Annotated in this window: 16 protein-coding genes and 1 pseudogene; 2 read left to right on the forward strand and 15 right to left on the reverse strand. The window is 42.0% G+C overall.

Translation table 11 applies throughout. The features are described from left to right. Positions 1-287: 287 nt before the first annotated feature. Together EJQ19_RS02525 and EJQ19_RS02530 are read right to left on the reverse strand one after the other, a co-directional pair. The gene (locus EJQ19_RS02525) at positions 288-1,646 is read right to left on the reverse strand and encodes an IS4 family transposase (protein WP_126139634.1); all 1,359 of its coding nucleotides are present in this window, start codon (positions 1,644-1,646) and stop codon (positions 288-290) included. Between the two features lie 163 nt (positions 1,647-1,809). Further along, positions 1,810-2,880, reverse strand: coding sequence for a hypothetical protein (locus EJQ19_RS02530; RefSeq protein WP_126139635.1), 1,071 nt, complete (start codon positions 2,878-2,880; stop codon positions 1,810-1,812). A gap of 387 nt (positions 2,881-3,267) precedes the next feature. On the opposite strand from EJQ19_RS02530, the gene EJQ19_RS02535 reads away from it, so the two are divergent. After that, on the forward strand, positions 3,268-3,519 hold the full coding sequence (locus EJQ19_RS02535) for a hypothetical protein (RefSeq protein WP_126139636.1): 252 nt from the start codon (positions 3,268-3,270) through the stop codon (positions 3,517-3,519). 271 nt (positions 3,520-3,790) lie between these two features. Here the strand turns inward: EJQ19_RS02535 and EJQ19_RS31685 are convergent, their stop codons facing one another. From EJQ19_RS31685 to EJQ19_RS02580, 10 genes and pseudogenes are all read right to left on the reverse strand, one after another. Further along, positions 3,791-3,949, reverse strand: coding sequence for a hypothetical protein (locus EJQ19_RS31685; RefSeq protein ID WP_164716276.1), 159 nt, complete (start codon positions 3,947-3,949; stop codon positions 3,791-3,793). A gap of 31 nt (positions 3,950-3,980) precedes the next feature. Then, the gene (locus EJQ19_RS02540) at positions 3,981-4,499 is read right to left on the reverse strand and encodes an RDD family protein (RefSeq protein ID WP_126139637.1); all 519 of its coding nucleotides are present in this window, start codon (positions 4,497-4,499) and stop codon (positions 3,981-3,983) included. A 64-nt stretch (positions 4,500-4,563) separates the two neighbouring features. Beyond that, a complete protein-coding gene (locus tag EJQ19_RS02545; RefSeq protein WP_126139638.1) occupies positions 4,564-5,526 on the reverse strand; it encodes a hypothetical protein in 963 nt (320 codons plus the stop codon). A gap of 3 nt (positions 5,527-5,529) precedes the next feature. After that, positions 5,530-6,474 (reverse strand): annotated as a pseudogene (locus tag EJQ19_RS02550) (polymorphic toxin-type HINT domain-containing protein); the annotation flags it as partial. A gap of 450 nt (positions 6,475-6,924) precedes the next feature. After that, positions 6,925-7,443 (reverse strand): RDD family protein, encoded by a 519-nt coding sequence (locus EJQ19_RS02555; RefSeq protein ID WP_126139640.1) that lies wholly within the window; start codon positions 7,441-7,443, stop codon positions 6,925-6,927. Between the two features lie 4 nt (positions 7,444-7,447). Beyond that, entirely contained in the window at positions 7,448-8,017 is a 570-nt protein-coding gene (locus EJQ19_RS02560; protein WP_126139641.1) for an imm11 family protein, read from the reverse strand. Between the two features lie 59 nt (positions 8,018-8,076). Beyond that, entirely contained in the window at positions 8,077-8,967 is an 891-nt protein-coding gene (locus EJQ19_RS32355) for a polymorphic toxin-type HINT domain-containing protein (protein WP_338143321.1), read from the reverse strand. A gap of 27 nt (positions 8,968-8,994) precedes the next feature. Continuing rightward, positions 8,995-10,224: an IS110 family RNA-guided transposase gene (locus tag EJQ19_RS02570; protein WP_126139643.1), complete on the reverse strand. Its 1,230-nt coding sequence runs from the start codon at positions 10,222-10,224 to the stop codon at positions 8,995-8,997. A 188-nt stretch (positions 10,225-10,412) separates the two neighbouring features. Beyond that, positions 10,413-10,697: a hypothetical protein gene (locus tag EJQ19_RS02575; protein ID WP_126139644.1), complete on the reverse strand. Its 285-nt coding sequence runs from the start codon at positions 10,695-10,697 to the stop codon at positions 10,413-10,415. After that, positions 10,681-11,463, reverse strand: coding sequence for a recombinase family protein (locus EJQ19_RS02580; RefSeq protein WP_126139645.1), 783 nt, complete (start codon positions 11,461-11,463; stop codon positions 10,681-10,683). The genes EJQ19_RS02575 and EJQ19_RS02580 overlap by 17 nt, the downstream gene beginning before the upstream one ends. A gap of 206 nt (positions 11,464-11,669) precedes the next feature. Here EJQ19_RS02580 and EJQ19_RS02585 point away from each other — a divergent pair, with 206 nt between their 5' ends. Further along, positions 11,670-11,948, forward strand: coding sequence for a helix-turn-helix domain-containing protein (locus tag EJQ19_RS02585; RefSeq protein WP_126139646.1), 279 nt, complete (start codon positions 11,670-11,672; stop codon positions 11,946-11,948). Between the two features lie 52 nt (positions 11,949-12,000). On the opposite strand, the gene EJQ19_RS02590 is transcribed toward EJQ19_RS02585, so the two are convergent. The 3 genes from EJQ19_RS02590 to EJQ19_RS02600 form a co-directional block, all read right to left on the reverse strand. After that, the gene (locus EJQ19_RS02590) at positions 12,001-12,831 is read right to left on the reverse strand and encodes a replication initiation factor family protein (RefSeq protein WP_241242694.1); all 831 of its coding nucleotides are present in this window, start codon (positions 12,829-12,831) and stop codon (positions 12,001-12,003) included. Between the two features lie 351 nt (positions 12,832-13,182). After that, complete coding sequence (locus tag EJQ19_RS02595) at positions 13,183-13,626, reverse strand: HGGxSTG domain-containing protein (RefSeq protein WP_126139647.1); 444 nt, start codon at positions 13,624-13,626, stop codon at positions 13,183-13,185. Between the two features lie 152 nt (positions 13,627-13,778). Beyond that, positions 13,779-14,294 carry an RDD family protein gene (locus tag EJQ19_RS02600; protein WP_126139648.1) on the reverse strand — a complete coding sequence of 172 codons (516 nt, stop codon included), beginning with the start codon at positions 14,292-14,294 and terminating at the stop codon, positions 13,779-13,781. Positions 14,295-14,307 lie beyond the last annotated feature (13 nt).

Genomic DNA, 14,307 nt, shown 5'->3' on the forward strand with positions numbered 1-14,307 from the left:
CAGATGTGTATAAGAGACAGGGTATGTAGTTGCTCTATTTGGCAATTTGAAACCAATGTCGTGTTCACCTTACATAAAAAGCAATACTCACCGCACTAATTATCGCTATGCCTGGTGATGCGCAGGAGGATAAATATATGAATATCCTGTACAAATAAATCGATTTCAAAATAAAATAGAAAATACATAGCTCCCCTTTGTATTGGCTGGGGCCACAATAAAAGAAAGCTGCCTGATTTCCTTAGCAAATCAAGCAGCTTACATGTTATTGAAGTATTCTAAATAACTCAACTTTCGCAGCATGAAATTGGCAAACAAGCCTTAATGTAACTAGGCAAAACGGCAATCCATTGCTGGAGTTGACGCTGAAATAGAGCGGAAATCCTCTTCCCAGCCCTTTGGACTACTTCATTAATTAAATTGAGCAACTGTTGCAGGGCAACTACCCAATCGATCGTGCCGACTTCGTCGCACAGCAAGTAAAACAAACCACCAAAGGAACGTGCGTCAGTGCTTTGACGATGCTGCCACGCCAGCAGCATATAGCGGGAGAATACAATCGTTGTATGGCTGATCAGCAAATCGTAGGAACGACCTTGAAACTCCTTTTGCAAGCGGAGCAAGGATTTGGCGCACTTAAAGAAGACCTCGATGTCCCAGCGGATCGCGTAAATCCGAATGATGTCCTCTACCGTTAGGGCAAGATCGGTCGTTAAAATCGCCAGCCATTCGCTTTTCTTCGTGCGATGGCGAACAAACACGACCCGAACAGGAATGCCCGAAGCAAGCTCAGTTTGGATGGAGCGAAGAATGCCGCGCTTCTTGCTCTCGACGGGAGATGCCGCCGCGTACAGCTCTTTGAGTGACAGCTTCCGGCCTTGAACGAGGAAACGCTTATTGTCATTCTTCACCATGCCGATGACATCCAAGCCACGGGCCACGATTTGGCCAATGAGCGGTGCATGCGTAAACCAACTGTCCATTAAGACATAAGAGGCAGTGGCCCCAGCCTTCAGTGCTCGATCTAGAATGGACACAATGACTTCAGGAGCAGGCAAAAGCGCCTCTTGTCGGCGTTTGTAGCCATGGGACCGTTTGTCGATGTTTTCCTTTACACCGTTGATCGCCGATTTGCCTGAACTCAGCAGCGCAAAATCAAGTGGCAAGAAGGTGTGGCCGTCAGACCAGCCCATCGTGAGCATACGGAACCCTTTGTAGTACGTACCTGTTGCATGATCCTTAAACCTGGCCAGCAGTTCGACCATTTTACTACGATTACGCTCGAACATAGAATCGTCGACGATGAAGACAGAGTCGCGATCCACCGAGGTAAGTGCATCTACCTTTTTCAGGGTGGCCGTTCCGAGCAGCGTCAGAAAGCGACGCCAGGCAAAACCTGTATGATTGAGAAAACGGTAAACGGCATCCTTACCAGGGAACGATTCAGATTTATTACTCTCCAGCAAACGAAACCAGTTTTTTTGATGAAACAGCAGCACGAAGACGAGTTGGAACAGATAGGTTGAGCTGAATCCAAAACGTTTACGAAACCCGGCTTGCCGCAGATACTTTAGAATGTTCAACTCTAGGAAAGCAGACTTTAATTCGTGTGGCAGTTGATTCAATTCGGGTGGATGGGCTATCATAGGGTAGGACACCTCTTCGGTTTGAAGTGATTGCTCGACACTCTCACTTTACCAAACGAAGCGGTGTTTTTCTATTTTTCAAGCCTAGTGATTAATTGCACAGTAATCCTGTTGCGATACAGGCTCAGACTGATTTTCACTCTGCGAAAGTTGAGTAAATAACTTACGGCTTGTTGAAATTTATACTAACTGTATCGTCATAATCATAATTTGAAGCACTTATGGTTATGGTACTTTGCTCGTCAATTGTATCTCCCTTTGCTCTGCTGCTTGTAAAACTTGATGTCCACTGACTCGTTACATAATTGTTATAAATGTAAACATTATACCAGTGAGAATCCAAATAATACGACCCATTAGAAAGATTTCCTTCGCCACTACTATAAGCCAGTGCATGTTCACGTTTAATGATTGTCCCAGTGCCTGCTGTGTTAAATCCTCTGTTAGGAGCGTAGTAACTTATATCTGACAGAAGAGCAAACGATGAGCCATTATATGTTTGAAGCTCAACTTCATTTTCGGTAGCCTTCCAAATCAAGTATACCGTGGGAACTGCTTGTTTATTAATATGTACAGTAGATTCGTACCATCCACCATCATTCCCCCAATTCGTTCCCCCCATGTTGATACATGGAGTCCATGTGAGATCATCCTTAGAGTAGAGACCTAGGTCAGCGCCTGAATTAGAAGTAAAGATACCCCCTATAACATAAGCCGTTTCAGAGTCCCCAACTGTATTTGTGCTTGGAAAGGTGTAATAGCCTGTAGCTTTGGCATAGCCGGTATTAGAACTTATCACATAATGGGGGCCGGTTCCGGTTGAATATGTGCTTGTGGTTGATAATTTGGCTGAAGCAGATAATTCCTTTGTTGTTTGTGATCTTAATTCTGGTACTGCAATTATTTCACCATTAGCATTTATCACTTTACCGTTAATAACTTGATGCTTTATCCCAATATCTTTATATGTTTTTGACTTTATTAATCCATTTACTAAATTGTTTATTTTTTCTTCAGTGATATCTTTGTTATCTCTAATAACGCTAGCCACAATATCAGCATCATCCCCAAGCTGGGCGATTAAACTTTCTGTAACCCCTTTGGCCAGGATTGCTTGTTTCTCGATCGCCACTTTCGCTTGTTGGGCATTTGAAACGGCCGAAGCTCCGTATGCAATACTACTTGTACTACTGAGTAATGATATAAGGCATAGAACTAAGATATACTTTTTCATAGTTACGACTTCCCCTTTTGGTATAAAAATAAATATATAGTAAAAAATTTAGCACGCAATCCTTAGAGTTGTACATAGCAAAATACGCAGAATAATGTCGAATTAGCTCAAATTTTCATATATTTTAGTCCTAATATACTAGATGGTATAATATAACTATTTCAAAGGTAAGGAAAGTCATATGTATCTATATGTCCATAGCAAAAATGGTTGTATTTGAATTGGAGTACTGCGTTGGAAGGTACCTTTTAGGGCATATTGGGAGCCTCAATTGGAACGATGAGCACTACAATCATCTTTTACAATAAAGAAACAACGAAGGAAATTTTATGAAATTTCTATGAGATACCTGATATAATACTAAAGAGAGAGAGGAGGTACAGATTCTTGTCTTATGTAACACCGATACAAGATATATCCTATAGTAATTTAAATAATATCACTGCATTTAAAATCTATGAGATTGTGAAAGAAAACCAAGATACTATCTTATTATTAAATGATAAAGGAGAATTGGATGAGTTACACAAATCGTTGATTCGTGCAAATATCCCACTTATAAAAAGGCAGTCATACATAACAATCTTTTTCTTTGGATATGTTTTAAATCTATTGAGACTCTATGCCAATCAATTATGAAAAGAAAGCGTATGCCCAACATTTATACTTAATATGTAACGTAAAGCTGTGCGGTCTGCTGATCTGCATGGCTATTTTTTTGCTTAGAGGCTAACGTAACCTGACATTTCGCACTATACGAGTGCTCGTTTCCTATCGAAGCTCCGTACACTTTGACATAATCGTTGGAATTCGGCTGTACCGGAAAGCTAATGGTCTCCGTGAAACTTCCTGACGAATCTGAGGTCCAGTATCTGGAGCTTGATCCTTCGGCGGGTACAGCCAGCCAGACTCACATCCAATAATCCACATCGCCAGCTTTGTACAAATACGATTCAACAACGCCCCGCGGCGGCAGATTCTTAACCGTGCCTTCGATATCGTTGCCTTCTTCTTCATAAGGCAATGCTCCCTGGAGCGTAAAATAAAAACTGCTTGATTGCGTTAGCAAACCAAGCAGCTTTTATCCAATTTCAAAACAATTATGGATTCAGTTCAGGCTCATTAATGCTTCTTACCACGCCAACAAAACTTGGCTCCGCTTCTACTGATTTTTCGGGCGGCGTGATTTTCGGTACATCTTCTCGCTTTACTACGTAGGTTTTTGCCAGCATATCTCCCAAGCGTTGCCGCTTCTTGGATACGAGGGATACAATACCAGCTAACCCGCCGCCCAGCAACATTGGATTGGCTTCCACAATTTTTAATAATGTACGGATAAAAGACTTCAATAGCCCTGGTACTTTGCCTTCTTCATCCACTACACGAATACCTAATAACAGTTTGCCAATTGTCCAGCCAAGTAATCCTTCCATGATGAAAATGTACGAGAATATTACAGCAATCCATAGCCAGAGTGTGTTTTGGTAAATTGACTCTCCGAGCGTCAAAAAAGGAATTGCTGGAAGGAGCCATAGAATGACGCCATCCACCCATAATGCTCCCCAGCGCCGCGCGATCATGCCGAAGCGGTATTTTGATACTATAACTTCAACTTGCATATTATCACTCCATTTTGAAAATGGTTGCAAGAAGGGAGAAAACCCTTATCTTACATATAGTCTGCTAAACCTTTTCTTCAATAGCCCAAACCACAGTACCCGTCTTATCCAATTCATAGGTCTTACTTGTTGATGCTTTTGACTTAACTACTACTTCTCCGTCGCTATTAAAGAAATACGTAATACGTCTTACACCGCCATAATTACATGATTCCTCTGTTGTTATACTAATTGCAGGATCCTCACTTAACTTTGGCTGATTCGTAAGCATGTGAGCTACTTCATCAATGCCTGTCCATTTTCTAAAAGCCCACTGTCTCTCACGATTTTCAGGAATTTCATAGTCCCAAATATTTTCATATAGTTTAATTCTTATTACATCCTCTGGAAATTCTACATTCTCATAACAGTCCTTAAATCCTGAAAGCACTTCTTTAGGTATAAATTTGAAATATTCTCTCCCAAACCACATCATCCAATTTGAACCAAACCAAGTGTCTGACACGATATGACTATGTCCTGGCTTTGTTTCTACATCGACTATCTTTTCATCTTTAAATGAAGGGGATGGAATTAGCTTAACATTAGCTAGAGGCTTGTTTTTCAAACTATAAAACTGTAGGTCGGTGTTATTCTGCCAAAAATCGTCCTCTAAAGAACATCCTCGGGCAACAATCCCTCCATATTTAATAAAAATGTACTCAATATCGGATAGTACCTCATTGTTAAAAAGGGGATCGAGAAGTGCAAAAGAAATTAGCATGTTTTCATCGGTTCTTCTAAGATTGAACCAATTACTCGCTTCATCCTTAAAACCATAAATAAAGTTTGTCCCTTTTTCAAATTCGGATCTTAATCCTTCTGAAAATTTCTTTTCATTGAATTTCTGGTATGACCCAGAGGTCATACCAGAGCCTTTCATTTTTGTTGGGGCGAAGTACTTAATACCGAATAATAAATCAGCTATCTCATTTGTTGATTTAAATTGTCCATCAAAATAAATCTCAAACAATATCCTATTAGACATTTGCTAAAACTCCCTAATTCTAATTTGCATTCCTCTTAGATTTGCATTGATTTCTTCCATATCTAAGCGCTCGACTGTACCTTTAGGCACCCTCAAATCTAGTATCTTGTTTATTGGTACCCCAGCTTCGGTAATTGGTTTCCCATTTAGGTACAGGGAGTCAAGATGCTTTATTACCTCATCTGTTGCCGCACTCCCCGCATATGATGGCAATCTAGGATCCAATGACTTTAAACTTACAGCACTAATCCCATCCGAAAAATCTACAACAGGGAAATAGCCGTTATTTAAACTACCAACATATCCCCAATCTTTGTATTCTGTTCGGGAAAGTAATAATTCAATATAATTTCCTCGATCTGTAGCAGGAAAATCCCACATTTTATCACTATTTAAGTACCCACCCTTCATGAGCGCTTCAAACCGTGCATCGGGGTTTCCGTAGAATGAGTTCTTTAGAAGCTTATTTACATCTGTTACGCTTAAATCGGTAAAATCAATGTTTTTAGCAGCTTCAATCTGAATTTCTTTTGATTGCGTTTTTAATTTCCAAACATATTCGTCAAATTGCGGACAATTACTATTATGCGTCAAAATCTTCAAATTTGAAACATAATACGTATGGAAGTCCTTAACACGGAAGTTATAAACCGTTGTATGCTGCTCTTTAACCTCAATCTTGTCAACCGCCAAGTATGAACCATCGCTCGTTTCGAACAAGTCACCTACTACAAGGTCTTTCGAAACAACCCAACCTTTACTGTGAATCCAGAACGGATGCTCATCTGTCGTCGTAATGAGTTCATTACCAACGGTAATGTTCCATGACTCTGTAATCTCCTTCTGGAACAGCAAGTCAACTTCCTTGTACGCCATTTCACCTGTGTCTGAATTCTTCGCCAGTACCATATCGCCAATCTGTACTTGCTCGATCGATTTCTCACCGTCTTTGGTTAAAACCTTCGGGCTAGTTTATCGATTTATGAAGCAACCTCATCGCGCAAAGGTAATTCGTAAGCCTTCTTGTATTTCATCAAGCTGTAAATAATGCTTACAAGCCTGCGCATGATGCAGAGCAACGCAGCTTTCTTGCTTTTGCCCTCTTGCTGTTTTCTTAGATAATACGACAAGAAAACAGGATTTGTCGCTTTTCCTGTTCGTGATACGTGAACTTGCCGAATAGCCAGATTCCATAGCAAGCATCTTATCAGAGAAGTTTAAAGATCATATTCGTGAGCGTTATCATGATCGAGAAGAATAGGCATTGCTTGAATTATGTCCTTTAACATTTCTATTTTCATTGTCAATTCTGTTAAGCATACTTTTAAGTACATGCCGCTCAAACATAAAATAAAGAGCCGTAAGCAAGCATTATGCTCACTACGACTCTTAGTAGAATTACATGGTTGGTTCAGGTTCTTGAATCGACTTAACTACATTTGCAAAGCTTGGCTCTGCAACTGCTGATTTTTCAGGAGGCGTGATCTTACTTACATCTTCACGCTTCACAACATATGTCTTTGCAATCATATCACCAATGCGATGACGCTTCTTAGATATAAGTGCTACGATACCAGCTACTCCGCCACCGAACATCATTGGATTAGCTTCTAAAACTTTTAGTAAAGTACGGATAAATGCTTTAACCAATCCTGGTGCTTTACCCTCCACATTCACCACGCGAATACGGAATAACCACTTGCCTAGTGTCCAGCCTAGTAAACCTTCCATTACGAAGATATAAGAGAATAGGAGTATAATCCATAACCAAAGTGTCTTCTGATAGACACCTTCTCCTAATGTAAATACAGGTATTGCAGGGAGAATCCATAGAATGACTCCATCCACCCACAGTGCTCCCCAGCGCCGCGCGATCATGCCGAAGCGGTATTTTGATACAATTTGTTCGATAGACACACCCTCACTCCCCTTGATCAGAATCCCCTACCTCAAAGAAATGAAAGCCTTTTAGCCCATACTCTTCAACTTTATTCTTAAATATGTCAGTAACGAATGTTTGCCCGGTTGACACATTAGGCATATCATGGAATGATGCCCTAAAAATAGTCGCACTAGATTTATTTATCACATTGTATTTAAATGCAATTTTTTTATATTCATTTACTCCACCATCAGAATAAGTTGAAAAATCTGATCCGACACCATCAATACAATCAAGTAATACAGGGAAATTTAACATCCAATACTCATCTACTTCATGTTCTAATGGAAGCAACTCAACATAATTTAGACAAGTATCTTTTATGATTCTTGCTGCTGATTCGGATATCACAGGAAGTAATAGTTCAGGATGGAACACTGATTTTTCTCCTCTTATTATAGCATCCTTTATTTTCAGTGGTTTCCAGTTTTCTAACGCACTTGTTGGTCTTCTTCGAAGTTTGTTAACTATTGCAACAGAAGAGTTTGCATCGTCAAATGTTAATGTATCATATTTTTCAATTTCTGCTCCGAGTATATATACCTTCATAATTTTTCAGCACCTCTTGATAATCTGCCCCCTCTTTCGAAAGGGGCAGATAACTAAGTTTAATTATAACTATGCAATTTAATTTTTCCTGTCAGTAATTCCTGCCGAATTTCTTCAATAGTTTGTTCAATTCTTACAGTAATTTGCTCGTCTGTTCCACCTCGGTTAACGGCAGTTTGAAGCTTTTGGTCAACATAAATATAATACGCTTCAATGTGTCTACCGTTATGAGAAGCTATGCTATCTGACCATTCTACTGAAGTAAAGGCTTCGCCTGGGTTTTTAGGTAACCAAACACCGTTAGTTGGCGAGTTCACATCAATATGAAACTCCTTTAGAATTTCTCTTGCCGAAATTGCACTTGGGAACGATTCGCCAGCAGGAATAATATGATGTGCTTCCCAATTCTGAATACCTCTTGAGTAGTCAGGATCAGGACGAGTGAAGCCAACTGATTCAAGAGCATTCGCAAGCCTCGCAGAGTTTGTACCAGAGTTAATTGTTGCCGATCGCTTACCAGTAACATTATTCTTATAATCTGGACAACTACTATTATGCGTCAAAATCTTCAAATTTGAAACATAATACGTATGGAAGTCCTTAACCCGGAAATTGTAAACCGTCGTATGCTGCGCTTTAACCTCGATCTTGTCAACCGCCAAGTACGAACCATCGCTCGTCTCGAACAAGTCTCCAACGACAAGGTCTTTCGCAACAACCCAGCCCTTACTGTGAATCCAGAACGGATGCTCATCCGTCGTCGTAATCAGTTCATTACCTACGGTAATGTTCCACGACTCCGTAATCTCCTTCTGGAACAATAGGTCAACTTCCTTGTACGCCATTTCGCCAGTGTCTGGGTTCTTGGCTAGTACAAAGTCACCTAGTTTAACCTGCTCAATAGACCGTTCACCGTCTTTGGTTATTACTTTAACACTTGGCGCAACAATCTACCTCTATTAATCTACCATTTTGCATCAAGCTACTTCTTTTTCAGGTACATTCCCTATAACATACGCTGTCTTATTTTTCATCATGCCATAGATAATGTTCACCAATCTGCGCATGATGCAGACCAATGCGCCCTTCTTGCTTTTCCCCTCTTGCTGTTTTCGTAAATAATAGGCTAGGAATACGGGATTCGTTGCTTTGCCTGTGCGAGAAACGTGTACTTGTCTAATCGCAAGGCTCCAGAATAACGAATGTAGCTGTCGATTTCCCTGTTTACTGACGAGGTCTTTACTCTGCCCGCCGCTACCAAATGTAATAGGTGCAACGCCTGCATATTTCGCCAGTTTATCCGCGCTTTGAAATCGCTGAACATCGCCAATTTCAGCTACGAATGCCGCTGCCGTTACATTATCAATACCAGTCATCGTGTTCAGTTTATAGCCGAATGCTTTCATCCTTTCCGCTATCCGACCATCTACTTTGGTCAACTCTGACTGGCATTCCTTCAGTTCTCTAACGTGACTTCGTATCAGAAAGTTATGCTCACTCTGGTACTCTCTCTTTACAACGCCGTCTGCTTGAACACATCGTAATATGAACGCCGCTTTTTCGTTGGACAGACTGCGGCTGTGTTTTCGTAATTCGACTTGCAGCTCTGTTTCGGATACTCCCTCAAGTACAGCTGGACAAGGGTATGTCTCCCAGAACATCATGGCTGCATCCCCATCTATTTCACTGAAAAACGTCCGATAACTCGGATAATGGTAACTCAGTTGGGCATGCAGTTGATTTTTCAAGACAACCACTCGTTTCGCAAGCGCATCTCTACGCAGCACCAATTGGCTTAGAATCCAGTAGTTATCCTGCGGTTTGGCATCAGGCAGCACGTCCCATTCATCCAGCAATAACTTGGCGACACATTCCGCATCCCAGTGATCGTTCTTCTTCGTCATCGGGTAACTTTTGCGCTTCAAGCTTGATAGTGCAGGATTTATTTCCTTCACCCTGTACTGCTGCTCGACTAAAAAGACGGCTAGCGTCCTGCCATTGCCTCCTACGTCTTCTAATCCAAATACAGGTGTCAGTCCTTCCCCAAGATGCTTGTTTACGCACATCATCAAACTTGGAAATGCTGCTGGCTTATTGTCAAATTCTATCGCAGCTAACTTCTCATGCCAACAATTCAGAATTACTGCCGTGTGCGTGTTTTTGTGGATATCTACGCCAATATAAATATGCCTCTGCTTTGGGTGCATCTCAGTTTCCTCCCTTCATTTCCATAGATCATTGAAAAAAAGAATGCCGGCATCTTGAGTTCGAGTGTTAGTCTTGCGACCCACAAAGACGGTTCAGCCTATCCATTCTGTTTTCAATCATCGCTTGGTATCTGAATATATAACAACACCATTGAAACATTTAAGTGCCTGATTAAAATATTTCAAATCTATTTATCTTGCTTCATCCGACACGACAGCAGCGCCTTCTCAAACTGCACATGCAGCAATTCCGTTCGTAATTCGCTAGAGATCGTAAATACTGCCGTTAAAATATCTTCGACAGTCAGCTTGTGATGCTGATCGCCATTTCGGTACGTTTGCTCCAGTATCGCATTCAGGTAGGCTTCGCAAGTTCGGATGCGCTCCATGAGTTCTGTTTCTTCCTCAACTATCTGTTCATAATGTTCAGCAATCACTTTTATAGTGGAATCTGCCTTATATAATGGCTGCATGTTTGCCCTCCGCTTCAATGTTGCTGTAGCGGTATGTACCTCGGTAGAAATTCTCACGTTCTAAAATCCGACTCACTTGTACGTCGGTAAACGGTTTCCCTCTACGTGTCTGAAAACCATCGTTGTTCAATTGTGACGCTAATCGTGACAACGACCATCGGGGAAATAAGTCACGTAGTTCAAACAGTCGACGTACAACCACTGCTTGAGATTCGTCAATTTCTATTACTTTTGAACCTTTCTTCGTCGAATATCCGAATATCACGCCGCCTCCTGCATAACCGCCTTGTTCGGCTTTCTTCTTTCTGCCCCGACTTAGCTTTAGTGCGATTTCCAGCCGTTGGTACTGGTCTAACAATTCCAGCATACCATTGACCAAGAAATCGTTCGGGTCATGCGCATAAATGCTGTAGTTCGGCTGTTCAATCGCTGTTACATCCACCTTATGACGCTTCAATTCACGTTGGATCAGCACTTTGGCCATATCTGACCGCCACAGCCGCGACGTATTCAGTACGACAACGTGAGTCACATGCTTTTCTTTTAAGTTAGCAAGCATTTCCTGCAAGCCTTCCCGTTCAATGCTCAAACCTTCTTCATCAACGGATGCTCCGCTTATGCCTTTGTCCTCATACACATGGAGCAGTTCGTAGCCATTTCGCTCACAGTATTGTTCAATTTCCTCAAATTGGTAGGTCAAACTATACCCGTCTTTCATCTGTCCATACGTTGAAACCCTAATATATCCGACGACTTTCTCCCTCAAGAAAATCCCCTCCCACCACAGCAATTGTAGTCCATGTTGCGTTCTCCCGTTTTCTGCGGATAACTCACCGCCGTTAACGGTTGACCGTTGATGCGTATTGTACGATCCGCAACCCGACCTGCACAACCCGCAAATTTGTAGTCGTTTTCTTTACGGTGAAGGTTGTATAGTAGGCATGACCATCATACTGGAGGGAGGAAAGATCTATGTTTCTTAATGCTCATATTCGTCTAAAGGACATTCTGAAAGACCAAGGTATGTCCCAACAGCAGCTTGCCATACTTACCGACCTACGCCCGTCGACCATCAGTGATCTATGCAAGCCAAATGTAAGCCGTATTTATTTAAGTACCATTGCTGTCATCTGTACGGCGCTGAATATAACTGTCGGTGATCTCATCGTGTTGGAGCCATCCGACCCCTGTCAATCCCTTTCTCACGTTCGCATTCCCACTTGCGCACCCGTTCAACAACATTCTCTGTAATTTCCCCTTGTTCAACTGTTGAACCCTGCAAAACTGTACGCATCACTTTCGTCTACGCCGCATTATGTCCAAGTATTGCGGCGATGGGATGCTCCAATATCTCTTTCCATTGTTCACTTGCCAGTCGGTTGAAGTCTATTGAGCTCTCGGCAAGTGTCTTTTTTATGGATTCTCTCACATGCCTTGTATAGGTTTCTTCTCCGCGCTGCCAGTTTCGTATTCGTTCTGCTTGCTTTGCCGTAAACGCTGACCAGTCCTCTACTACACTCGCAAAATAATGGCGGTTCTGATCCGGCGGGTACGTGAACATGTCCATCAAAGGTGTCCTTATTTCAGGTTTGTACACCATCTCAATGCGAGTCAAGTTACCCGTATACTCCATGCCATGACGCTTCAACAATTCCTGCGCCTTATCGTATACCCTACAATAGCCATTCTGCTTCCGTTGATGGGGAAGTCCAAAATATCGAGTATCGTTATACTTCCGTAACTTTCGCCGTATATCGTTTGGTGCTACGAACACATCCCCCAGCGCATAAGGAACATCATAAGCTACATCGCAGCTAACAAAATCAATTCCGCTTGCCACATACCGAAGTTCACTCAATAGATCTGTAAACTGCTGAAAGTGTTCCGGGCGCGTCTCCAGCCGAAACGTATACAAACCACCATCCGTCTCCCTAAAGTTCCGATAGAATACATGCAAGTACACACTCTTCCCAAGTCGTAAGTGCATTTGATATGCGTAAATCTTACGGTACTCTGTCCGTCTTACCCTGTAACGACCGTTTAACATAAGCCGCATACACCATCCTTTGAAAAAGCCAATAGGCACATCCCGATATTCGATGACCATTTTGTCCGTCGAGACGCTAATCTCCATTGGCGCTCCCCCTTTACAATTGGTACTTTCCAGCCTCGCTCGCGAGAAATTTAACACTTAACCGACTAATACTTAATTATATTCCCACGCTCGTCATGCCCTTGTGAAACGCAAAAAACACCTGAAATCCCCCAGAAGGTTTCAAGTGCTCAAAGTTTATCGTTTACGAAGTTGCTCGCAACCATGTACAGGCTGTCCGCTGTATGACGATTATGACATACTCTCGTTCAGCGGTCAATCTTAATATGTGAACCACGAGCATTGCTTCTAAGCGGTTCTCCTCTTCGTGCGTTATATGCTTACTGATTCATACATGTCATTTCATCGCGCCCGTTTCTCGTTGGTCTGCCATTAATACTGCTTGATTCCTCTGCTTACCATTCTCAAGATTCTCATCTGCACCCTCGTAAGTGCATGTTCTAATCGCATCAGTTCATTAAAATTGCTTTTCATATCCTTGTCCAGTTCACTCATTCTTCCCAACATTCTTGCTACACGGATAAATGCCATTTCTAACGGATGGTCAATATATTCGCAGGGTTCAAGGCCATACTGCTCAGTAAGCCATTCCTTCTCAGTGTCCGCCAATCTATCCCATGTAATTATTTCAAATTCACCAGTAGACAGCTTGGATTTGTTGCCAACAGCATTTTGATTACCTTGTAGTTTTGCAGGATTGTTTGGTCCTGTACTTTTTCCGCCATGCATGCGGCATCTTCCGTTTTGCATCGGAATATTTGCACAGCAACTGCCTTTTCTATTCCTTGCCCCGCATATCGTGACTTGACCATTCATCTTGTTCATGCACCTCCGTTTCACTTGCATAGACTTCGTGGATGAAAATTATATATTCTCGGTTTCCATGAACCATTCCTATACGAAATGAAAGCTGCCTGTTTGCACTATGCAAATCAAGCAGCTTTCCGTTTTATTAAAATATGTCTCAATTAAGTCAACTCAGGTTCATTAATGCTTCGTACCACTTCAACAAAGCTTGGTTCAGCTTCCACTGATTTTTCAGGTGGTGTGATCTTCGGCACATCCTCACGCTTGACCACATAAGTCTTTGCCAACATATCGCCCAAGCGTTGTCGCTTCTTAGAAATGAGTGCCACGATACCAGCTATTCCTCCACCAAACATCATGGGATTGGCTTCTATGACCTTTAAAAGTGTACGGATTAAAGATTTCAACAGCCCTGGTGCGTTGCCTTCCGCATTCACCACTCGAATACGGAAAAGCCATTTGCCTATTGTCCAGCCTAGCAACCCTTCCATGATGAAAATATATGAGAAAAGTAGTGCAATCCACATCCAAAGTGTCTTTTGATAAATGAATTCCCCTAGTGTAAATACAGGGATTGCTGGAAGGAGCCAAAGAATGACCCCATCCACCCACAGTGCTCCCCACCGCCGCGCGATCATGCCGAAGCGGTATTGGGATACGATTTGTTCTACGGACAATTTATACTCACCC

This window comes from Paenibacillus whitsoniae (assembly GCF_003955665.1).
Lineage (GTDB): Bacteria > Bacillota > Bacilli > Paenibacillales > NBRC-103111 > Paenibacillus_E > Paenibacillus_E whitsoniae.